Here is a 22,876-nt window from a genome sequence, read left to right on the forward strand (position 1 = left end):
CCCCGATGTGCCGGAGTTCGTCGCGGGACTCCGTCCGGCAGTATCAGTCGTCCGCGACGGCCTGCGTGACGGCGCGGTCTAACATCCCGGACTCGGTGCTGTAGTAGTAGTACGTGCCCAGGCCGACCGCGACGGCCACGTTCGACAGCGTCACCGCCCAGAAGACGGCGTGGACGCCCATGCCGAACAGCGCGATGCCACCGACGGCGATGGGGAGTCGCACCCCCCAGTACTGGAGGAGCGAGGCGACCATGCTGGTTCGGGTGCGCCGCGCGCCGTTGAACCCGGCTCGCAGAACGTACGTCGCCCCGATGGCCCAGTATCCGTACGCAAGGATCCGGAGGTAATCGACTGTCAGCGAGAGCGCGTCCGTCGAGATGTCGGGGACGAACAACTGCGTCAGACCGACGGGGAACACCCACTGCAGGGCACCGACGACCGAGAGCGCGCCGGCCCCGATGCCGACGCCGATCCATGTCGTCTTTCGCGCCCGCGCGGGACGCTCCGCCCCGATGTTCTGGCCGATGACGCTCTGTGCCGCCTGACTCAACCCGCTCGCCGGGATGAACGCGACGCTTGCGATACGTGCGCCGACGGTGTACGCAGCGAGGCCGGCCGCGCCGCTGACTGCCGCGACGATGCCGACTATCACCACTCTGACGCCGTCCTGTGCGATCCGACGCCCGGCCGACGGGATACCGACATCGAGCAGTTCCCGGAACTCGTCCACCCGAAACGTCACCGCGTCGCGGCTCAACGTGAACGTGTTCCGGAGGCCGAGAGCCATGGCGAGGGCGAGGGCGAACCCCGCGGTGTAACCGATCACCGTCGCCAAGGCCGCACCCCGGATCCCGTAGGCGTCGACCGGCCCCCACCCGAAGATGAGGATCGGGTCGAGACCGATGTTGACCACGACGGCGACGACATTGATGTACAGCGCCGCGCGGGAATCGCCCCAGCCGATGAACCCCCCTTCGAGCACGTCGCTCAACGCCATCGCCGGGAGGCCGATGACGTACGTCGCGAGGTACGTCGCGGCAAGCGGTGCGACGTCGTCGCCCGCGCCCAGAGCCTCGACGACGGTGTCCGCCCCAACGGCGACGACTACGCCCACGACGAGAGCGAGGACGAGCCCGACCGCTAACCCGTGAACGGCGATCCGCCGGGCGCGGGAGTACTCCTCCGCGCCGACTCGCTGCGAGACGATCACCTGGGTCCCGACGAACGGAGCCATGATTACGACCGAAGCGAGCATCGCCACCACCGGGTAGTTCAGGCCGACAGCCGCAACGGCGTCCTCGCCGATCCGGCCGAGCCAGAAGGTGTCGACGACCTGCTGAACTACCTGTACGAGGTTCTGGACGACGAGCGGTGCGGCGAGGACCACCAGTACCCGGGCGATCGACCCCTCCGTGATGTCCTCCGGGCTAGTTTCCCACATGGTCTTTTGATATTCAACCCCGAATAGAGACATCTTTTTATAGTTTTGGAGTCGGAAAAATCAACATATTGTCATTAGTGTCGGTCCAGCGACTCGTCGAACGTCGCGACGGCATCGCGCCCTCGGACGGCGTCGACGCCTCCGGACGGAGATGCCCTACGGTCGTCACTGTCGCAAAAACCCCACGTTTTTCACCCGACGAATCATCAGTACCGTCCATGAGTCGCCCGCGAAAACCCGACTGGCTGAAGATGCAACCGCCAGCGGGTCAGGAGTTCACCGGGATCAAGGAGACGCTGCGGGACCACGACTTGAACACCGTCTGCGAGGAGGCGAACTGCCCGAACCTCGGGGAGTGCTGGAGCGGTCGAAACAAGCCGTCCGGCGGGGCCTCGGGGGACCGCGGCGGCACGGCGACGTTCATGCTCATGGGGGACTCCTGTACCAGAAACTGCGGGTTCTGCGACGTCGACACCGGCGGAGGGCAACCGCTCGACCCGGACGAACCGTCGAACGTGGCGAGCGCCGTCGCGGAGATCGGTCTCGATTACGTCGTGTTGACCTCGGTCGACCGGGACGACCTGACGGGCCAGGGTGCTGGTCACTTCGCCGAAACCATCCGCGAGATAAAGCGCCGCCATCCCGGCATTCTCGTTGAGGTGCTGATCCCGGATTTCCAGGGCGAAAAACGGCTAGTTCGGAAGATTATCGAGGCAGAACCGGACGTGATCGCACACAACATCGAAACGGTCGAGCGCCTCCAGCGGCCCGTCCGAGACCCGCGCGCCGGGTACGAACAGAGCCTCGGCGTCCTCGAACAGGTCGACCGCGAGTCGGACATCTACACCAAGACGTCGATCATGCTCGGCCACGGCGAGTACGACCACGAGGTGTATCAGACCCTCGCAGACCTGCGGGAGGCGAACGTCGACGTCGTGACGCTCGGCCAGTATCTCCGACCCTCGCGGGACCACCTCCCCGTGAAGGCGTACAGCCATCCCGACAAGTACGAAACCTGGCGGCGCGTCGCCGAGGAGGAACTCGGCTTTCTCTACTGCGCCAGCGGGCCGATGGTGCGGTCCTCGTACAAGGCCGGCGAACTGTTCGTCGACGCCGTCCTGCGCGACGGGAAATCCGTCGAGCAGGCCCGCAAGCGCGCCCGCGAGAGCGTTGCGCCGGAAGCGAGCGACGACTGACCCACGGCGCGGAGATGGACGACGGCTGACATCTCACCACCCGACTATTTTGTGTTCAGTCGAAGTACCGCAGCGTATGGACGAGTGGACGCGCCGCGACGCGCTCCGGGCGACAGCAGTCGGAGCAGTCGGAGCGGTCGCCGGCTGTACGGCCGAGTCCGCGGCGTTTCGCGCCGACGCTCCTGAGTACGAGGACCGCGACCCGGACCCGTACGTCAGATTCATGGGGTCGACCGACGCGCCAGGGCGGGCGGCGTTCTATCTCGCACCGAGCAGAGTGGCGGACGTGCTCCCGTCCGTCGCCGCGCCGGTTGCCGACGGACTGCGGCAAAACACGGCGTGGACCGGTCTCCCGTTCGAAGACATCGACCACTTCGTCGCAACCGGGCGGTCGATGTTCGTCGTCGGCAACTTCCGCCGGTCGACGGCCAGGACCGCACTCGCGGATGCGCAAGGGACGCCCGAGGCGGTCAACGACGGCGAGTTCGAGGTCGTGTACGGAACGCCGATGTCGCCCGTCCTGTTCAGTGACCGCGTCATCGTCTCCGTACCTGCGGTCGCGGACGCCCGAGAGGACCGTCCGGACGAACGGGGGATCGTCCACTCGCGGTACGGGAACTGGGACGGGTCGGTCGAGGCGCTCGAACGCGACGAGTCGCTCCCGCCCGCAGTCCGGAGCGTCGCCGAGGCGGTCGGCGCGCCGCCGGTCGCCACGGTCGGCAGTCCGCTCGACAGCAACCCCGGTCTCGACCCACACCGTCCGACCGCACCGATCGGAACGCCGGCGGCGACCGGCGTCGGGTGGACCGTCGGCGAACGAGCGACCGCCGGCAGGATCGTCTTCGACTATCCGGACGGGACGCCCGAGGTCGAAGCCGTCGAAGACCGCTACGGCGACGGGTCCGGCGACAGATACGTCGGCGGCGTCGAGGAGTTCGTCGACCGCACTGTACGCGCCGACGATCGGACTCTCAGCGTCCACGGAGAGATAGCGACGGGGCAGTTCGACCTGCTCCACCACGGGAACCCAGTACAACCGGACGCGACGTTCGTCTTCGAGTACGGCGACGGGTCGGTGACGGTCACACACGACGGCGACGAGCGTATCCTGGGGACGAACCTGACCGTCACCGCCGGCGGCCGGCCGTTACCGGGCGGGTTCCACGAGACGTTCGAGCGGCGGCACGTCACCGAGGGTGACTCCGTCACCGTCGACGTAGAGCGCGCCACGACCGTCCGCGTCCGGTGGACAGCCTCCGTCGACCCGAACTCCGAGGTCACGCTCGGCGCGTTCGCCGTCCCGTGACCGCGTTCGGATGGGCCCGTTCGTCTCGGACGGGAAACTGTCGCCGAGGCGCTGACCGTCCGTCCAGAGAACGCGTTCGACGTGAGTGGCAAGTGCCGATATTTTCAGTTCTTCACCCAACAGTTATTCGTGCGTCGTGTATCTCCCGCCTCGGGCGTACGTCCTTACGAGACCGAGGCAAGAATAGAGTTGATAGTAAAGTATTTACGAAAATCATATAACCCGAGCGATTGTCCATGGGAGTATGGTACGGAGGGTCCGACCGTGAGTACGCTACAGCACGATCCCCAGGACCGCGTACAGGTGCTGGACGACACGGGCCGGGTACTTGACGACGCAGAAGTGCCCGACCTATCGGACGAAGAGTTGGTCGAGATGTACCGCGAGATGCGTCTCGCGCGGCATTTCGACCAGCGAGCGGTCAGCCTTCAACGACAGGGGCGGATGGGGACGTACCCGCCGCTGTCGGGACAGGAAGGCGCGCAGATCGGAAGCGCGCACGCCCTGGACGAAGAGGACTGGCTGTTCCCGAGTTACCGTGAACACGGGGCCGCGCTGGTTCACGGGTTTTCGCTGAAGCAGACGCTGCTGTACTGGATGGGCAGCGAGGAGGGAATGGACATTCCAGACGACGCCAACATCTTCAGCGCCGCCGTCCCCATCGCCACGCAGATACCGCACGCGACGGGTGCGGCGTGGGCGTCGAAGCTTCGGGACGAGAAGAAGTCGTTCCTCTGTTACTTCGGCGACGGAGCGACGAGCGAGGGCGACTTCCACGAAGGACTGAACTTCGCCGGCGTGTTCGACACTCCGACGGTGTTTTTCTGTAACAACAATCAGTGGGCCATCTCGGTCCCCCGCGAGCGCCAGACGGCCAGCGAGACGCTGGCGCAGAAGGCCAACGCCTACGGGTTCGAGGGCGTACAGGTCGACGGGATGGACCCGCTCGCCGTGTATAAGGTCACCCGCGAAGCGGTCGAAAAGACGAAAAACCCCGGAGACGAGGAACTGCGACCGACGCTCATCGAGGCGGTGCAGTACCGCTTCGGCGCACACACGACGGCGGACGACCCCTCGGTGTATCGCGACGAGGAAGAGGTCGAGCGCTGGAAGCAAAAGGACCCGATCCCGCGGATGGAGACGTTCCTACGGGAGTCGGGCCGTCTCGACGACGAACGGGTCAACGCTATCGAGGCGTCGATAGAGGAAGACGTCGCGGACGCTATCGACGCCGCCGAATCGGTCGAACGGCCGGACCCGGAGGAGATATTCGCACACGTCTACGCGGACATGCCGAAACGGCTCGAAGAGCAGATGCAGTGGTTACAGCGACTACGCGAAACGCACGGCGACGACGCACTACTGGAGGAGTAAACTATGGCAGCAGAATCTCAAGCTCAGGATCTTACACTCGTACAGGCGGTCAGAGACGGACTGGAGACGGAGATGGGCCAGGACGACGACGTGCTCGTCATGGGCGAGGACGTCGGGAAAAACGGCGGCGTGTTCCGCGCCACCGAAGGGTTGTACGACGAGTTCGGTGACCAGCGCGTCATCGACACCCCCCTCGCCGAATCCGGCATCATCGGCACCGCGGTCGGCATGGCCGCCTACGGCCTGCGTCCGGTGACCGAGATCCAGTTCCTCGGATTCATCTACCCCGGGTTCGACCAGATCGTCAGCCACGCCGCGCGCCTCCGCACCCGAAGCCGCGGGCGGTACACCTGCCCGATGGTCATCCGCGCGCCGTACGGCGGCGGCATCCGCGCGCCGGAACACCACTCGGAGTCGACGGAGGCCTTCTTCGTCCACCAACCGGGGCTCAAGGTCGCCATCCCCTCGACGCCGTACGACGCGAAGGGAATGCTAACCGCTGCCATCCGCGACCCCGACCCGGTGATGTTCTTCGAACCGAAGCTCATCTACCGCGCGTTCCGCGGCGAGGTGCCGGAGGAGTCGTACGAAGTACCGCTCGGCGAGGCCGCGGTCCGCCGCGAGGGCAGCGACATCTCGGTGTTTACCTGGGGTGCGATGACACGACCGACGCTGGAGGCGGCCGAGGAACTCGACGGTGACATCGACGTCGAGGTCGTCGACCTGCGCACTCTCTCCCCGCTCGACCGCGACGCCATCGTCGAGTCGTTCGAGAAAACCGGCCGCGCCGCCGTCGTCCACGAAGCGCCCAAGACGGGCGGCCTCGGCGCGGAGATAACGAGCATCATTCAGGAGGAGTCTCTCCTGTACCAGGAGGCACCGGTCGAGCGGATCACTGGCTTCGACACGCCGTTCCCGCTGTATGCGTTAGAAGACTACTACCTACCCGAACCTGCACGTATCAAAAACGGTATCCGCGACGCGGTGGAGTTCTGAACGATAGACGATAACCCAACATGGTACGCGAATTCAAGCTTCCGGACGTCGGAGAGGGCGTCAGCGAAGGCGAAATAGTACAGTGGTTAGTCGAGGAAGGCGACACCGTCGAAGAGGACCAACCGGTCGCCGAGGTCGAGACCGACAAGGCCGTCGTAGAGGTCCCGGCCCCCGTAGACGGGACCGTCCGGCAGATCCGGGCGGACGAGGGGGAGATGGTCCCCGTCGGAAACGTGATCATCACCTTCAACGTCGAGGGCGAACCGGTCGAGGAGACGACCGAGCGAGAGGCCGCGGACGCGGCCGAGGCCGACGGAGCCGACGCCGAACCCGCCGGCGACGAGGGGACGGAGACGGCGGGCGAATCGGCCGAAACGCCCGAAGGCCGTGTGTTCGCCGCACCGAGCGCACGCCGTCTGGCCCGAGAACTCGGCGTCGACATCGCCGAAGTCGACGGCAGCGGCCCGAGCGGTCGCATCTCGGAACATGACGTACGCGCCGCCGCCGACAGCGGCGGATCCGAACCGGAGACCGCGACCGCGGAAGCGAGCGAGTCCGCATCCGCGGCCGAGGCATCCGCCGAAAGCGCCGGAGCGACCAGTAGCGGCTCGACCGCCGGCGGAGCCCCGCAGCAGGTCGAATCTGCCGACAGGGAGAAGACGCTCGCCGCGCCCGCCACGCGCCGTCTCGCGGACGAGGAGGGCGTGGACCTGAATGCGGTGCCGGCGACCGAAAAACGGGACGGCGAACCGTTCGTCACGCCCGAGGCGGTCCGCGAGTACGCCCAGGCCCAGCAGGAGGCCCAGAAGGCCGACACCGAAGCGCTCGGTCTTCGGGAGGAGCCCGCGGAACGGGAAGAGCGCACGCCGTATCGCGGCATTCGCAAGTCCATCGGGGACCAGATGGAGCGCTCGAAATACTCCGCGCCGCATATCACCCACCACGACTCGGTCGAGGTGACTAACCTCGTCGAGATCCGCGAGCGGCTCAAGGGACGCGCCGAGGAACGCGGCATTCAGCTCACCTACATGCCGCTCATCATGAAGGCGGTCACGGCGGCGCTGAAGGACTTCCCGATGGTGAACTCCAGCCTCGACGAGGAGAACGAGGAGATAGTCGAGAAGAACTACTACAACATCGGCGTCGCCGCGGCGACGGACGCGGGACTGATGGTCCCCGTCGTCGACGACGTCGACCACAAGGGCCTGCTCCAGATAGCCTCCGAGATGAACGAACTGGTCCAGAAGGCCCGCGACCGCTCTATCGCCCGTGAGGAGATGCAGGGCGGGACGTTCACGGTCACGAACGTCGGCGGCATCGGCGGCGAATACGCAACGCCGATCATCAACTACCCCGAGGCCGGTATCCTCGCGCTGGGAGCCATCGAAGAGCGTCCGGTTGTCGAGGACGGAGAGGTCGTCGCGCGACACACGCTACCGCTGTCGCTGTCGGTCGACCACCGACTCGTCGACGGGGCGGACGCCGCCCGCTTTACGAATCGCGTGAAGGAATACCTGAAGGACCCGGAGCTACTGCTACTAGAATAATGGTCGTTGGAGACATCGCAACTGGAACGGACGTGCTGGTCATCGGCGCGGGGCCCGGCGGGTACACCGCCGCTATCCGCGCTGGCCAGTTAGACCTCGACGTGACGCTCGTCGAGAAGAACGCCTACGGCGGGACCTGCCTCAACCACGGCTGTATCCCCTCGAAGGCGATGATAACCGCCGCCGACGTGGCCCACGAGGCGGGCAACGCCGAGGAGATGGGGATCCACGCCGACCCCGCGGTCGACATGGCCCAGATGGTCGAGTGGAAAGACAGCGTGGTCGACCAGTTGACCGGCGGCGTCGAGAAACTGAACAAGGCAAACGGCGTCAACCTCATCGAGGGGCAGGCGGAGTTCGCCGACGAGAACAGCGTCCGCGTCGGTCACTCCGGCGAGGGACAGGGGAGCGAATCCGTCGAGTTCGAGCACGCGATCATCGCGACGGGGTCGCGCCCCATCGAGATTCCGGGCTTCTCGTTCGACGACGAACCGGTGCTGGACTCGCGGCAGGCGCTCGCTCTCGACTCGGTCCCCGAACGCCTGGTCGTCATCGGTGCGGGCTACATCGGCATGGAACTCTCGACCGTCTTCGCGAAACTCGGCACTGACGTCACCGTCGTCGAGATGCTTGATTCCGTGCTTCCGGCCTACGAATCGGACCTCACTCGGCCCGTGAAAAAGCGCGCAGAAGAACTCGGCATCGACTTCCACTTCGGCCGGACGGCGACCGGGTGGGAGGGAACCGACGACGGCATCCGCGTTTCGACGGAAGCGATGGAGGAGGAAGTCGCCGCGGAAGCCGACGGCGGCGCGGCGGAGACGTTCGACGCCGACAACGTACTCGTCGCCGTCGGCCGCCAGCCGGTGACGGACACGCTCAACCTAGAAGCAGCGGGCATCGAGACGAACGACAACGGCTTCATCGAGACGGACGACCGCGCCCGGACCGAGAAAGACCACATCTTCGCCGTCGGCGACGTCGCCGGCGAACCGATGCTCGCCCACAAGGGGAGCAAGGAGGGCGAAGTCGCCGCGGAGGTCATCGCCGGGGAACCGGCCGCGCTCGATTACCAGGCCGTCCCCGCCGCGGTGTTTACCGACCCGGAGATCGCCACCGTCGGTCTCACCGAGGAAGAGGCCGAAGCGGACGGCTTCGACCCCGTCGTCGGCGAGTTCCCGTTCCGTGCAAGCGGCCGCGCCCTGACGACAGGCGACAGCGAGGGGTTCGTCCGCGTCGTTGCCGACGAGGAGAGCGGCTTCATCCTCGGCGCGCAGATAGCGGGCCCGGAGGCCTCGGAACTGGTCGCCGAACTCGCTCTCGCGGTCGAGATGGGTGCGACGTTGGAGGACGTTGCCGCGACTATTCACACCCATCCGACGCTCGCGGAGGCCGTGATGGAGGCCTGCGAGAACGCGCTAGGACAGGCGATCCACACGCTGAACCGATAGCGCGGCTTCCGGTACTCCTGTCGGCCGGTCCGAGCGGGGCCGACGCCTGAACGACGGACGCCGCGCTGACCGTTCGCTTCTCGCGAGCAGTTCAGTAACCTACACTTGTCCGCGAATAGGGACGGTTTTGCTTCGTCACGGACCCGCTACTCCAATCATTACAATAGGGACAGTCGGGCAAGCGGGACTGCATGCAAATAAGGGCTCTACTGTACGGATCGTCCGAAAGCGCGGATCGGCAGACAGCGACGCGGGTCATCACCGTACTCGTGGTTATTGCTGCCGCGCTGTCGATGACGGTCGGGACCGTCGCGGCACAGGAGGACGAACCGTACTCCGTCGAGCAGGGCGGCGAGTGTTACACGGTTACGCCGATCGCTGGTAACGGATCGGTTGCGGAGTTCTACGACTACGGGAGTCCCGATACGACAGGGAACGATACCAACGCCTCGTACAGATCGGACGGAACGAACGACCTTCAGGAGCCGAATTCGAGTACGCTGTTCCTGTACGAAGACCCCAACGGAACTCTCAGTCTGGTGAGTATCCACGGGGCGAACAACACCACGTCTGCCGGCGGCGCGGCCACGTTCACCATCACCGGTCTGTCGGATAGCGGGGAGTGGACTGTCCAAGACGACCAGTACAACGACACAAACAACTACGACAACTGGACCACCGAGGGCGAAACTCACCGGATCGACTGGACGTGGGACGAGAGACGTACCGACGGGGGCGCGTACTCCGGCCTCGGCGACGGCTTCTCCATCACGATCGCGCCAGCGTTCAACGAGGACGCGGCGCTGTACGGCGAGTTCTACGACGGGACGGTCGAGAACTGGACGGCGCTTTCGGGCCCGCGTGACGACCCCGAGCGGATCGCGCTCTCTCTCTCCGAGACGGTCACGATCTCGGCGGGCGGATGCGGCGAGTAGGGGAGATCAGACTGCTATCGGCCAAACTACAGAGTTACGGTGCGTTCGTGCGTCTGGTCGAACGATAGTAGTCACTGAAACGGACCTCACGCTGATCGCATCGCCGTCGTGCGATCAGGTGTGCAGTGACTTTCAGTGACTACTATCTGTCGCGGGTTTCGATACGGGAGTTCGTGAGAAGTACGAGAGCGGCGAACCGCTGACGATGTTGACGGCGTACGACGCGCCCATCGCGCGACAGGTCGACGCGGGCGGCGTCGACATGATCCTCGTCGGGGACTCGGCGGGACACAACCATCTGGGGTACGAGGTCGAAATCCGGGAGTTCCCCGCGATGGAGAACGTGTACGACCCGGTCGGCGAATCCGAGTGATTCGGTCGGGACGGGCCGTCACAGGCCTCTCCAGCGATCGGCATCGCTGGAAGAAAAACAGCTATTTACTGCTCTTGTCTGTCTCGGCGTATATGAACCTGAACTGGAGCGATATCACTCACGTCACGAAAGCGGACCCGGCAAAGGAACTTCCGCCCGATATCGACGTCCTCGATCGCACGGACGCGGTGTTAGTCGGAGGGTCGGACGGCGTCACTGCGGAGAACACGCTCGATACGATCCGGGCGATCAAGCGGCGGTTCCCGGAGAAACCGGTGTTACAGGAGCCGTACAGTTCGAGTCACGTCTCCACGGACACGGTCGAGGAAGCGGACTTCGTCGCGATACCCGCGGTGTACAACGGCGACAAGGAACATTTCGTCGAAAAGCACGTCGACCTCTTCACGGAGGTCGGAAGCAAACCGGACGAGATCTTCGGGACCGGTCTGCCCGTTCTCGGGGACCTGATCGCGTCGAAAGGTCTCGACGTCGTCTCACGGATGGCCAACAAGATCATCGGCGAGGGGTACGTGATCCAGAACCTGGAATCGACGGCAGCGGCGGTGTCGGGCGTCGACGCGGCCTATTCGAGTGAGCAGGTAGCGGGGGCCGCACTGGCGACCGAATCCTTCTACGGGTTTCCCGTCTTCTATCTCGAATACTCCGGCACCTACGGCGGTCCCGCCGACGTGGAGGCGGCGGCGACGTATCTCGACGACACGGTGTTTCTCTACGGCGGTGGTATCGACAGGAAACAGCGAGCGGACGAGATCATAGACGCCGGTGCCGACGCCATCGTGGTCGGAGACTGCTTCCACGAGGACCCCGAGCGGTTCCTGGAGACGATACCCTCGCGCTCGTGAGACAAGACCAGCCTCTGGCATGAACCGGCGTCCCGGTCACATCAGAGTCCTTTTGACGGTGACGGGCGATACACCGAGCGATGAAGGCAGTTACGCTCGGACCCGAGGGGACCTACTCGCACCGCGCGGCCAGCGCCGTCGCCGACGTGGTGGAGTTCCGTGAGTCGGTCGCCGGAATCGTCGAGGCGGTGGCGGACGGGACGTATCCCCGCGGTATCGTCCCCATCGAGAACAGCATCGAGGGCAGCGTCACGGAGACGTTAGACGCGCTCGCCGCCCACGACATCGCCGTCGTAAAGGAGATAGTCACGCCGATCCGACACGCACTCCTCGCCCAGGAAACGGAGTTCTCCGTCGTCGCCAGCCACTCGCAGGCGCTGGCACAGTGTCGGGACTATCTGGAAGCGGAGTACCCGTCAGCGAAGCTAGAGGCCGTCGCCAGCACCGCTCGCGGCGTCCAGCGCGCTCGCGAGGACGCCGCTGTTGCCGCTATCGGCCACCCGGAAAACGCCGCGGGACCGAGTTCCGCGAGCAGTCAGTCGCGGTCTGATGACGCAGCAGGCGAACTGCAGGTCCTCGCCGAAGACATCCAGGACCGCACCTCTAACGCCACGCGGTTTTTCGTCCTCGCGCCGGTGGGCGACCGCTCGCCGGCCGGCGGCAAAACGTCGATCATCGTCTATCCCAACGCGAACTACCCCGGTCTCCTGCTCGAACTGCTCGAACCGTTCGCGGAGCGGGACATCAACCTCACGCGCGCCGAATCCCGACCCAGCGGCGAGCGTCTCGGGGACTACGTCTTCCACATCGACATCGCCGCCGGTCTGTACGAGGACCGCACGCAGGACGCTCTGGAAGTCATCGAAGACATCGCCGAGAACGGCTGGGTCCGCCGCCTCGGCTCCTACGACAGCGAACACGTCCTCTACTGATACTGTCGGACGGAGACCCACCGCCGACGCTCGGGCGGAGGGCCTTTTCCACTCCGGGCCGAAGACGGCGTATGACACTCGCGCCCGGCGACGACGCGCCCAAGATCGCCGCCCGCAACCAAGACGACGGAACGGTCCGCATCGACGGCGACGCTCCGACGGTGCTTTACTTCTATCCGAAAGACGCCACACCCGGCTGTACGACCGAAGCCCGGCAGTTCCAGGCCGAACTGGAGAGCTATCGCGACGCCGGAATCACGGTGTACGGCGTCTCCACTGACACCGTCGACGACCACCGCGCGTTCTGCGAGGCCGAGGGGCTCGATTTCGACCTATTAGCGGACCCCGACGGCGATGTCGCCGACGCGTTCGACGTCGACCGGACCGGCGGGGTAACCGACCGAACGACGTTCGTCCTCGCGGACGGCGAGGTGTACGCGGTCTACGAGGACGTGGCCCCGGACGGTCACGCTCGCGAGGTGCTCCGCGACCTGCTGGACGACGGTCTCGCGGCGCTCTGATAGGGACTGCTGTAAGTCATTTCGGCATCGACCGCACGAGTACGTGCGGTCGGAGCGGTACACAGTTACAGTAGTTCTTCTGGACCGGCCGGCACCGACGGCGCTTATACTGTCGGACGTAACTGTTTCAGATATTTCGCGGGAACGTCCCCGCGAAATTCGTCACTGACTTCCGTCCGTCAGTTTCACCCGTCGAATATCGGCCCGGACTCGTACGTCGAGAGGTCGAAGTGCTTGCCGCCGCGTATCCAGTCGATCCCGATGAACACGAGCGAGAGGCCGCCGACCGCCATGATCGCGTCGACGACGAGCGCGTCCCCGGGAACGCTACCGCTCCGCGTCGCGGTCCACAGGAACTGGGCGGACATGGATAGTCCTATCAGTACGTCGCCGAGGCCGGAGAGCTGATACCACTCGATGCCGCCGAGGCTCTCGGTCGTTCCTGCGAGGGCGAACAGGACGCCCGCGAGCAGAAACGGCACTGTGCCGACCAGAAACAGCGGGTCGGGGGACTGGAACGATCCGAACGCCAGAACCACGGCGGTCCAGCCAGCGACGATGAGACAGCCGAGTACGGTGAGCCACCGGCGTTTCATACGTACAGTACCGCCCAGATCGTGATAAAGCATTCTCTCGGCTTCAGAGCGGGAAAATATCTCCCGGGCGGCGTCGCAGGGACGAACTTTAAGCCCGCTAGCGTGCTACTGAATCACGAGGGGGACCATGCAACACAATCCATTCGACGACGTTCAGGAGATGCTAGACCGGATGAGTCGGCAGGCCGAGGAAGGACTGCTCCGCGGCGCAGGGGCGGAGTTACAGGGTATCGCGGTTGACGTGGCGGAGGACGACGAGGAGTTCGTCGTGACCGCAGATCTGCCAGGGTACGGCACCGACGAGATAGACCTCACCGTCGCGGGTGACCGCCTCAAACTGGAGGCGAGCACGGCACGAGAGCACGAACAGGAGAGCGAAAGCGACGGGATGCAGTACCACCGCCGCGAGCGACGCCAGAAGTCGGTCAGCCGAACGCTAACGCTGCCCGGGGAAGTGGACGAGGACGCCGTCTCGGCCTCGTACGCCAACGGCGTTCTGACGGTGAGTCTCCCCAAGCGGGAGGGGTCGACCGAGGGACGCCAGATCGATATCGAGTGACGGGTTCGAACGCCCAGTATTTAGTACGGGAGAGGTCAGTCTGAACGTATGTCGGGTGTCACTAAGTTCTCCGATACGGAGTGGGCATCGATCCTGGCGGTCGCAGTGATACTAACCGTGTTCGATTGGTTCAGCGCTTCGCTGGACCCGGTTTCGCGCGCGGTGACGGCCGTTCTCTCCGGCGTCGCGGCATTTCTCGCCGGGACGGCCACCACCTGGGCGATCAGATATCGGTGACGCGGGAGAGTTACTCCACGATGTCGATGGCGGGACGGCCCGGTTCGGCCGTGTTCGCGACGTCGTCGTCCGCCTCGTCGGCGCGGACGACGCGGGCTGAGGCGTCGAACTCGCGCTCGACGAGCCACGCCGCGGCCACGAGAGACTCGTACTCGTCCTCGGGAGCGAGCGTCATCGACAGCGCCTCACGCTCTGCCTGCAGGTCCTGCCCGTAAGAGGCCGCCGCATCGCCCTGCTCGCGGATGTGGGACTCGCCCATCAGTTCGGAGATGAGGTTGTCGGCGTCGCTCTCGACCGCGATGCCGAGTGCGTCGAACTTCCACTCGGGCGTGACGACGATGTCGATGCGCTCGGGGTTTTCGATGCCCGCGACCTCGACGATCTGACGGACATCTTCGCGGGTGTTTTCCACCAGTTGCCGGCGCTTTTCGGCCGTCTCTCGGTCGACGTCAGCGCTCGGCCACTCGGCCTCGGCGACGAACCCGTCGCCGCCGAGTTCGTCGTACAGTTCCTCGGCCAGGTGCGGCGTCACCGGGGCCAGCAATCGGACGGCGACAGCCAGTCCGCGCTCGAACGTCTCGGGGTGAGGGTCGGCGTAGTCGCGGTACTGTCGCAGCGTTCCGACCAGTTCCTGCGCCTCGCGGAGCGCGACGTTGAACGTCAGGTCGTCGTACTCCTCGGTCGCGACGGCGACGGAGGCGTCTATCTCATCGGCGACGTAGTCGGTTATCGGGTCGTCTCCCGACCCGCCGGCGTCGGGGTCGAACGACTGCACCAGGTCTTTCAGTCGGCCGAGGAACCGGTACGTCGAGCGGACGCCCTCCTCGGTCCAGTCGAAGTCGCGTTCGGGCTGGGCCGCCTGCATCATGAACAGGCGAGCGGTGTCGGCACCGTACTCCTCGACGATGCGCTGGGGCGAGACCGTGTTCCCTTTCGACTTCGACATTGCCTCACCCTCTAACTGAACCATCCCCTGCGCGAGCAGGTTGGTGAAGGGCTCGCGGTGTTCTAATCCCTCGTAGTCGGCGAGTGCCTTCGTGAAGAAGCGAGAGTAAAGCAGATGCATCACGGCGTGTTCGATGCCGCCGACGTACTGGTCGACCGGCATCCAGTCGTTGGTCCGTGCGGGGTCGAACGGCGCGTCCGGCAGGTCCGGGGAGACGTACCGCAGGAAGTACCACGAGGAGTCGACGAAGGTGTCCATCGTATCCGTCTCGCGGACCGCGTCCGCGCCGCAGTCGGGACAGGTCGTCTGTTTCCACTCCTCGGCCTCGTCGAGCGGGTTGCCGGTGGTGTTGATGAACTCCGGTAACTCCACCGGCAGGTCTTCCTCGGGCACCATCACAGGGCCGCAGTCGTCGCAGTGGATAACGGGGATCGGCGTGCCCCAGTAGCGCTGCCGGGAGATGCCCCAGTCGCGCAGGCGGTACTGGGTCGCCTCCTCGGCTCCCGCGGTGTCCGCAGTGATCGCCTCGCGGGCGCTCTCGCTGTCCAGACCGGAGTACTCCCCGGAGTTGACGAGGACGCCGTCGTCGGTGAACGCCGACTCGGAGACGTCGGGCGCTTCGGGCCCGTCGTCCTCGCCCGTATCGGGCGCAACGACGGGCGCGATGTCGACGCCCATCTTCGAGGCGAACTCGTGGTCGCGGTCGTCGTGACCGGGGACGCCCATCAGCGCGCCGGTCCCCACGTCAGAGAGGACGAAGTCGGCGACGTAGACCGGGATCTCCTCGCCCGTTACGGGGTTCGTGGCGGTGAGGTCCGTCTCGACACCGTTCGGTTCGTCGCCGTCGGGGTCTGCCTCGTGGTGGACGAACTCGTGGACGTCGTCGTCTTCCGCGACCAGTTCCTCTGTGATGGGATGGTCCGGCGCGAGCGCGAAAAACGTCGCCCCGTAGACGGTGTCGGCGCGGGTGGTAAAGGCCTCGACGGTGCCGTGGTCGTGGCCGTCAGGTCCGGTGACGTCGAACGGCAGGCGGGTCCCGTACTGGCGGCCGATCCAGTTGCGCTGCATCTGCCGAACGGAGTCGGGCCAGCCCTCCAGTTCGTCGATGTAGTCGACAAGTTCGTCCGAATAGTCCGTGATCTGCAGGAACCACTGGTCCAGTTCGCGCTGCTCGACAGGGTTGTCGCACCGCCAGCAGAGTTCCTCCTCGCCTTCGACCTGCTCGTCCGCGAGGACAGTTTCGCAAGACGGGCACCAGTTGACGTCGGCGTCGCGTCGCTCGACGAGTCCTTCCTCGTAGAACCGGGTGAAAAACCACTGGTTCCACTTGTAGTAGTCGGGCGTGCAGGTGGCTATCTCCCGCTCCCAGTCGTAGCCGAACCCCATCGACTTCATCTGCCCTTTCATCGTGTCGATGCAGTCGAACGTCCAGTCGCGGGGGTTCGTGTCCCGCTCCTTGGCGGCGTTTTCGGCCGGCAGGCCGAACGCGTCCCACCCCATCGGATGCAACACGTCGTCGCCCTGCATCCGACGGTAGCGGGCGTACGCGTCGGTGATCGTGTAGTTCCGGACGTGGCCCATGTGAAGCTTCCCGGAGGGGTACGGGTACATGCCGAGGACGTACGTCGGGTCTTCGACGTCGTCCGGCGTCCGGTACACCGCCGCGTCGTCCCACGCCTCCTGCCAGCGTGTCTCTATCGCCGCGTGGTCGTAACTCTCGTCGCTCATTCGCTTGTACGTGTTTCGGCGGGTCGACTCCCTATACCTTTCTATCCGACAGCAGCGCCGGGATAGAGGACGCCGTCGGAAGCCGACGCTGACGGGTCGACGCGAGTTCGGACGAAGAAAATCAAACCCCGTTCCGGTGCACTGACACTGCTCGTACTGCTGCTTGCGCGTACTGGTCTCGTCCGGGGCCTGTCGGTCGGCAGCCTCCGGCACTACTACGCAACTGCAAAACCGTCCGCGGCGGGGCGTGGTTCGATGCCGACGTCTACGCCTGCACGAGGTCGAACGGCGTGCCCTCGTCGCCGTCTGTGGCCTCCTCGTAGACGACGCGGGCGGCGGCGACGTCCTGGATAGCCAGGCCCGTCGAGTCGAACACGGTTACCCCGTCCTCCGCGGTGCGACCCTCCTTCTCGCCGACGACGATCTCGCCGATCTCGCCGTAGAGGTCGTCGTCGCCGAGGGTCCCATCGTGCCAGGGGACGTTGATCTCGCCGGAGTGTGTACACTGTTCGTGGTCGTCGATGACGAGTTTCGACGACAGGAGGATCTCGTCGCTGAGTTCGTGTTTGCCCTCTGCGTCGGCGCCCATCGCGTTGACGTGGGTGTGTTCGCCCAGGTCAGAGAGCGAGACGATCGGGTCTCGGACGGGCGTCACCGTCGAGAGCACGTCGCAGGCGGCGGCGTCGGAGATAGAGCCTTCCCGGACAGTAAAGCGGTCGCCGAACTCGTCGCGGAAGGCGTCGATCCGGTCGGAGTCCTTGTCGGCGACGACGACCGTCTCGATGGGACGGACCTCCGCGATAGCCGTCAGTTGCGTGTAGGACTGGACGCCCGCGCCGACGATCCCGAGGGTGGTCGCGTCCTCGACGGCGAGGTGGTCGGTCGCCACCGCGGCGGCCGCGCCCGTCCGTTTCATCGTCAGCGTCGTCCCGTCCATCACCGAAAGCGGGTAGGCCGTCTCGGGGTCCGAGTAGATCATCGTCCCCATCACGGTCGGCAGGCCGTGGTCCGCCGGGTTGTCAGGGTGGACGTTCACCCACTTGATCCCGGCAGCGTCCCAGTCGCCGGCGTCCATGTACGCCGGCATCGACCGGAAGTCGCCGTTGTATCGTTCGAGTTCGATGTAGGACTTCGCCGGCATCTGTACGTCACCGCGCTGGTACGCTCCGAACGCCTCTTCGACGGAGCGGATTATAGCGTCCATTCGCGCGTTTTCGTCGACCGCATCGCTGTTCAGCAGCAGCGTGTCCATATATTGCAACTATCACGGTAGCTCACTTAGGTGAATCGGAACGGCTACAGATCGGCTAACGAAAGCGAAAATATCCGAAGAGAACCGTGTCGCCCGGCTACCGTACCGCCGCCGGGCGAACGCGACGCGTTAGTCGAGAACACACGTTCCCGTACGGTGATTCATCCGAGCGGTCGCGGACGGACGTGGGTTCCGGGGGGTCGACGGCGTCCGTGAAATCAGGCGTTGCCCGACTTCACATCGCGCCGCCCATGCCACCCATACCGCCCATGCCGCCCATGCCGCCGCCCATACCGCCGGGCGCGCCGCCGGGGCCGCCTGCGCCGCCGTCACCGCCGTCGTCGGGGTCGACCTGACCGCCGGAGAGGTCGCCCGCCGCGATGACGTCGTCGATTCGGAGGATCATCACGGCCGCCTCGGTGGCGGACTCGATGGCCTGCGTTTTGACTCGGAGCGGCTCGACGACGCCCTCCGATTCCATGTCGATGATGTCGCCCGAGTAGGCGTCCAGACCGGCGGCGGTGTTGCCGCCGTCGTGCTGGCTGCGCAGGTCGACGAGGGAGTCGATGGGGTCGAGACCAGCGTTCTCGGCGAGGGTGCGCGGGTTGATCTCCAGCGCGTCTGCGAACGCTTCGACTGCGAGCTGTTCGCGGCCGCCGACGCTGTCGGCGAACTGGCGAAGTTTCAGAGCGAGTTCAGTCTCGGGTGCGCCGCCACCGGGCAGAACCTTCCCGTCTTCGAGCGTGACGCGGACGACGCCGAGCGAGTCCTCGATGGCGCGCTCGACTTCGTCGACGACGTGTTCGGTGCCGCCGCGGAGGATGAGGCTGACGGACTTGGCCTCGTCGACGTCCTCGACAAAGATGCGCTGGTCGCCGCCGACGTCCTTCTGGGCGACGCTGCCGGCGAAGCCGAGGTCGTCGGCCTCGATGTCGTCGAGGTTGGCGACGGAGCGAGCGCCCGTGGCGCGCGCGAGCTTCTCAGCGTCGCTGGATTTCACGCGACGGACCGCGAGAATGCCTTCCTGGGCCAGGTAGTGCTGGGCCATGTCGTCGATGCCGTCCTCTGCGAAGACGACGTCGGCTCCGACGTCGACGAGCTGGTCGACCATCTCCTGGAGCTGCTCCTCTTCCTGGTCGAGGAACTGCTGAAGCTGGTCGGGGTCGGTGACGTTGACCTCGGTGTCGATCTCCGCTTCCTTGACTTCGAGAGCGTCGTCGAGCACCGCAACGTCCGCGTCCTCGACGAAGTAGGGCATGTTCTCGTGGACGCGTTCCTTGTCGACGATGACGCCCTCGACGAGTTCCGAGTTCTCGATGGAACCGCCGACGACCTTCTCGACCTTGATGTTGTCCGTGTCGATGTCGTCGTCGTCGGCGACCGAGCGGACGGCGTCGACGACGAGTTCGGCGAGCAGTTCGCGGGCGTTCTCGGCACCCTTGCCCGTCATCGCCGTGGAGGCGATCTGGGTGAGGATGTCGGTGTCGTCCTCGTCGACATCGATGGCGATGTCTTCGAGGATGTTCTTCGCTTCCTCGGCGGCCTGGCGGTACCCCTGAGCCAGGGTCGTCGCGTGGATGTCCTGGTCGAGGAGTTCCTCCGCCTGACTCAGGAGTTCACCGGAGACGACGACGGCGCTCGTGGTGCCGTCGCCGACCTCGTTCTCCTGGGTCTCGGCGACTTCGACGATCATGTTGGCCGCCGGGTGCTCGATATCCATCTCTTTCAGGATGGTGACGCCGTCGTTCGTGACGACGACATCGCCCGTGGAGTCCACGAGCATCTTGTCCATGCCTTTCGGACCGAGTGTGGTCCGAACGGACTCGGAAACCGCCTGCCCGGCGGTGATGTTCATCGACTGTGCGTCCTTTCCGGAGGTTCGCTGGCTGTCCTCGGAAAGTACAATAAGCGGCTGATTGCCCATCTGCTGCGCCATATACAAGCTTTAGGTTGAATGTGATTCTATATAAAAGTACCGGAAAGAGGACACAGAACCACCAAAGGGACCGCCACGGTGCGTCATGCTACGCCGTGTCAAGGACGGGGTTTATATGTCCGAGATCGGCCTATCCGGTGAACTGGTGGTACTCCATACCCTGGCGCTTGAGTTCGTTGTGCTTGCGCTCGAGGAAGGAGTAAACGGAACCGTGGGGAGCGCCCTCTAAGATCATCTCCGCGGCCTCGCGGACGATTTCGACCTGTTGGGGAGTGCCGATAGCGCCCAGCGTCGACCCGTAGATGACGACGGACGCGCCGGTGAGTTCCTCCATCAGTTCTCGGGTCCGGCCGTTCTCGCCGATGAGCCGCCCCTTCTTTCGCTTCAGGTCGGTCTTGTTTCGGGCTGCGGAGTTGATGTCTATCAGGTCGAACATCATCATCTCGTCGTCCAGCAGCGTCAGCGCTTCCTCCGGCTTGAAGCCGCGACCGATGGCTCTGACGATGTCCGGCCCTTTCAGTCCGCTGATCGGGTCGCCCGTCTTGTCGATACTCACTGAGCCGTTCTCCGAATCGATGTCGAGGCGTACTTCGGCGCGGTTCTCGATCTCTCGCATCGTCTCACCGCCCTCGCCGATGAGCACGCCGATGCGGTCCTGCGGTATCTTCACGTGCTGCATGAGAGGGTGTAGGCGATGTGCCGTTTTAAGGGTTCGGCAAGGGGGCAGTCCGAAACGGGACCGGTGTACATTCGCCCGCGGAGTTACTCGACCAGACTCGACAGCCGGTGGTGACCATCCCGAAGCGGGGGACCGTGTCCGGGACAGGCGTATTCGAAGCTCCCGGTCCGGTCGGAGAGAGACTGAATACTTTCCTCGACCTGTTTATGGTCGTAGCTCGTGATCCGGCCGGAGGGGCGGAGACTGTCTCCGAGTCCGTATGCGAGATCACCCAAAAACGAGGCGGAGAGTTCTTCGTGAACGTAGACTACGTGACCAGGTGTGTGTCCCGGCGCGTGATACGCCCGAAAGCCGCCGATCGTATCGCCGTCCTCGACGGCACGGATAGGGAGATCGGGGAGCGTGAGGCGTCGGTAGTACAGTCGATGGAGGGCTTCGAGTCCGCAGCGGGCAGTCCAAGGTGGAAGCCGGACACCGGCGACGTAAGGTACCTCCAATCGGTTGACGTACACTGGTGCGTCCAGAGCGGGCGTCAGTTTCGAGAGCGTGCCCACGTGGTCAGCATCGTAATGAGTCAACAGGACTCGGTCGATGTCCGACGGTTCAAAGCCGGCGTCACTGAGGCCGTCTCTCACGGTCACTTCGTCGCCGGGCCATCCGGCATCGACGAGCGTGATTTCCCCGTCATCGACGACGTACGCGTTCGGTTTATCCCGGGTCTGACAATCGAGCTGCCAGAGACCGTCTGGTAACTGTACTGTCATTACTGACGGTTGAACGCGGGCCGTATTATCGTTTCCCCGGCCGGGGAACCGCGATACCTCGTGCGGTCGACGCCTACCCCAGCGGGTCCGCGCGCAACCGCTCGCGCTCGTCCTCTGTCAGCCGGTACAGTTCGAGTTCCTCGGGGAGGTCACCCAGCGCCTCGCGGCGGCGCTGATGCGCGTCGAGGAAATCCGCGATGCGGTCGATGGCGCGCGCCTTCATCTCCCCGGAGAGCAACTCCCCGGAACGGTACTCGCGGGCGAGGCGCACCACCTCGGCGTCGTCGTCCTCGAAAAAGGAGTAGAGGTACTGGTAGGCAACGTCCACGTCCGGATCGCCCCCGCGTTCTCGGTGTTCGTCGAGGCTCTCCCGTCCGCCCGAGTAAGCGTGTTTCTTGATCTTCCGCTCGACCGTCTCGCGGTCGTCGGTGAGCCGTATCGACGGCGCGTCGTCGGAACTGCTCATCTTCCCCGGTCCGCCCAGTCCGGGCAGGTACTTCGAGAGTAGAGCGCCGGGTTTGCGGACCTTGTACTTCGCTTTCGCGGCGACGTCGCGACACACCCGGACGTGGGGATCCTGGTCGACGGCGATGGGAACGAGCGTGGGGTGTTCGCCGTGGACAAGTTGGGGTAACAGCAGGTGCGCAGTCTGCATCGCCGGGTAGAACGACTGCCCCACGTTCTCCGGGGTGCCGTACGTCGCGTCGACGGTGGCCTGGGTGATGTCGCCCGCGAACGAGGCCGCGTGCGGGTACAGCGCGTCGGCGTCGGCCGTGTCGATCACGATCCGCGTCCGGTCAGGGTCGAACCCGACGGCGAGCAGGTCGCGCAGGTTCTCCCGGAGATGCTTGCGGACCGCGTCGAACGTGAGGTCCCGCGTGAAGTACTTCTCGTCGTCCGAGATGGGGACGTACACGTGCGCGCCCGTCCGGTCCTGAACGTGTTTCGCGAAGTACAGCGGGACCACGTGTCCGAGGTGGAGCGGTCCGGAAGGGCCGACACCCGTCACTATCGAGTGGGTGTCACCCCGTTCGGCCGCCGCGAGGAACGGATCGAGGTCCCGTTTGGCGTAGTAGACGCCGCGGCGGACGAGCGGGTGAGGCGGGTCCGGAAACCGTTCGATCTGGTCGTCTGTCAGTGCGTCCGCGCCGAACTCGTCGAGTAGCTTGTCGTAGTCTGTGTCGTCTGGCATAGAGTCGTGGTCGGAGTCGCGGCTGGTCGAAAGCGGTGCGCGAGAGAAAGCG

Annotated in this window: 20 protein-coding genes and 1 pseudogene; 13 read left to right on the forward strand and 8 right to left on the reverse strand. The window is 65.1% G+C overall.

The genetic code is table 11. The features are described from left to right. Window positions 1–43 precede the first annotated feature (43 nt). On the reverse strand, window positions 44–1,441 hold the full coding sequence (locus EYW42_RS17185) for an MATE family efflux transporter (protein ID WP_135536666.1): 1,398 nt from the start codon (window positions 1,439–1,441) through the stop codon (window positions 44–46). Window positions 1,442–1,659: 218 nt separating this feature from the next. On the opposite strand from EYW42_RS17185, the gene lipA reads away from it, so the two are divergent. From lipA to EYW42_RS17240, 11 genes and pseudogenes are all read left to right on the forward strand, one after another. Next, on the forward strand, window positions 1,660–2,637 hold the full coding sequence (lipA, locus tag EYW42_RS17190; protein WP_135536668.1) for a lipoyl synthase: 978 nt from the start codon (window positions 1,660–1,662) through the stop codon (window positions 2,635–2,637). Window positions 2,638–2,713: 76 nt separating this feature from the next. Beyond that, window positions 2,714–3,943, forward strand: coding sequence for a hypothetical protein (locus EYW42_RS17195; protein ID WP_135536670.1), 1,230 nt, complete (start codon window positions 2,714–2,716; stop codon window positions 3,941–3,943). Between the two features lie 264 nt (window positions 3,944–4,207). Further along, window positions 4,208–5,317 carry a pyruvate dehydrogenase (acetyl-transferring) E1 component subunit alpha gene (pdhA, locus tag EYW42_RS17200; protein ID WP_135536672.1) on the forward strand — a complete coding sequence of 370 codons (1,110 nt, stop codon included), beginning with the start codon at window positions 4,208–4,210 and terminating at the stop codon, window positions 5,315–5,317. 3 nt (window positions 5,318–5,320) lie between these two features. Further along, complete coding sequence (locus tag EYW42_RS17205) at window positions 5,321–6,313, forward strand: alpha-ketoacid dehydrogenase subunit beta (protein ID WP_135536674.1); 993 nt, start codon at window positions 5,321–5,323, stop codon at window positions 6,311–6,313. Between the two features lie 20 nt (window positions 6,314–6,333). After that, window positions 6,334–7,860: a dihydrolipoamide acetyltransferase family protein gene (locus EYW42_RS17210; protein WP_135536676.1), complete on the forward strand. Its 1,527-nt coding sequence runs from the start codon at window positions 6,334–6,336 to the stop codon at window positions 7,858–7,860. Continuing rightward, window positions 7,860–9,311 (forward strand): dihydrolipoyl dehydrogenase, encoded by a 1,452-nt coding sequence (gene lpdA / locus EYW42_RS17215; RefSeq protein ID WP_135536678.1) that lies wholly within the window; start codon window positions 7,860–7,862, stop codon window positions 9,309–9,311. Before EYW42_RS17210 ends, lpdA begins: the two co-directional genes overlap by 1 nt. 191 nt (window positions 9,312–9,502) lie before the next feature. Continuing rightward, entirely contained in the window at window positions 9,503–10,246 is a 744-nt protein-coding gene (locus EYW42_RS17220; RefSeq protein WP_135536679.1) for a hypothetical protein, read from the forward strand. Between the two features lie 184 nt (window positions 10,247–10,430). Further along, window positions 10,431–10,565, forward strand: a pseudogene (locus tag EYW42_RS17225) (3-methyl-2-oxobutanoate hydroxymethyltransferase); the annotation flags it as partial. Between the two features lie 146 nt (window positions 10,566–10,711). Next, on the forward strand, window positions 10,712–11,482 hold the full coding sequence (locus EYW42_RS17230; RefSeq protein ID WP_135536680.1) for a heptaprenylglyceryl phosphate synthase: 771 nt from the start codon (window positions 10,712–10,714) through the stop codon (window positions 11,480–11,482). A gap of 80 nt (window positions 11,483–11,562) precedes the next feature. Then, window positions 11,563–12,414 (forward strand): prephenate dehydratase, encoded by an 852-nt coding sequence (locus EYW42_RS17235; protein ID WP_135536681.1) that lies wholly within the window; start codon window positions 11,563–11,565, stop codon window positions 12,412–12,414. A 71-nt stretch (window positions 12,415–12,485) separates the two neighbouring features. Then, complete coding sequence (locus EYW42_RS17240) at window positions 12,486–12,935, forward strand: peroxiredoxin (protein ID WP_135536682.1); 450 nt, start codon at window positions 12,486–12,488, stop codon at window positions 12,933–12,935. Between the two features lie 185 nt (window positions 12,936–13,120). Here EYW42_RS17240 and EYW42_RS17245 read toward each other — a convergent pair whose 3' ends face one another. Beyond that, window positions 13,121–13,531, reverse strand: coding sequence for a hypothetical protein (locus tag EYW42_RS17245; RefSeq protein WP_135536683.1), 411 nt, complete (start codon window positions 13,529–13,531; stop codon window positions 13,121–13,123). Window positions 13,532–13,658: 127 nt separating this feature from the next. Between EYW42_RS17245 and EYW42_RS17250 the strand changes: the two genes are divergently transcribed. Then, window positions 13,659–14,090: an Hsp20/alpha crystallin family protein gene (locus EYW42_RS17250; RefSeq protein ID WP_135536684.1), complete on the forward strand. Its 432-nt coding sequence runs from the start codon at window positions 13,659–13,661 to the stop codon at window positions 14,088–14,090. Between the two features lie 48 nt (window positions 14,091–14,138). Beyond that, entirely contained in the window at window positions 14,139–14,327 is a 189-nt protein-coding gene (locus EYW42_RS17255) for a hypothetical protein (protein ID WP_135536685.1), read from the forward strand. Window positions 14,328–14,337: 10 nt separating this feature from the next. Here EYW42_RS17255 and leuS read toward each other — a convergent pair whose 3' ends face one another. The 6 genes from leuS to EYW42_RS17285 all read right to left on the reverse strand — a co-directional run bounded on the left by leuS (window position 14,338) and on the right by EYW42_RS17285 (window position 22,824). Beyond that, complete coding sequence (gene leuS, locus EYW42_RS17260; RefSeq protein ID WP_135536686.1) at window positions 14,338–17,001, reverse strand: leucine--tRNA ligase; 2,664 nt, start codon at window positions 16,999–17,001, stop codon at window positions 14,338–14,340. Window positions 17,002–17,266: 265 nt separating this feature from the next. Then, entirely contained in the window at window positions 17,267–18,253 is a 987-nt protein-coding gene (locus tag EYW42_RS17265) for an ornithine cyclodeaminase family protein (RefSeq protein ID WP_135536687.1), read from the reverse strand. A 235-nt stretch (window positions 18,254–18,488) separates the two neighbouring features. Next, window positions 18,489–20,177, reverse strand: a complete 1,689-nt coding sequence (thsA, locus tag EYW42_RS17270; RefSeq protein WP_135536795.1) for a thermosome subunit alpha — start codon at window positions 20,175–20,177, stop codon at window positions 18,489–18,491. Between the two features lie 142 nt (window positions 20,178–20,319). Further along, complete coding sequence (locus EYW42_RS17275) at window positions 20,320–20,868, reverse strand: KH domain-containing protein (RefSeq protein WP_135536688.1); 549 nt, start codon at window positions 20,866–20,868, stop codon at window positions 20,320–20,322. 83 nt (window positions 20,869–20,951) lie between these two features. Further along, window positions 20,952–21,632, reverse strand: coding sequence for an MBL fold metallo-hydrolase (locus EYW42_RS17280; protein ID WP_135536689.1), 681 nt, complete (start codon window positions 21,630–21,632; stop codon window positions 20,952–20,954). 73 nt (window positions 21,633–21,705) lie between these two features. Then, on the reverse strand, window positions 21,706–22,824 hold the full coding sequence (locus EYW42_RS17285) for a tryptophan--tRNA ligase (protein WP_135536691.1): 1,119 nt from the start codon (window positions 22,822–22,824) through the stop codon (window positions 21,706–21,708). Window positions 22,825–22,876: the final 52 nt, after the last annotated feature.

The organism is Halostella pelagica (genome assembly GCF_004762015.1).
Lineage (GTDB): Archaea > Halobacteriota > Halobacteria > Halobacteriales > Natronoarchaeaceae > Halostella > Halostella pelagica.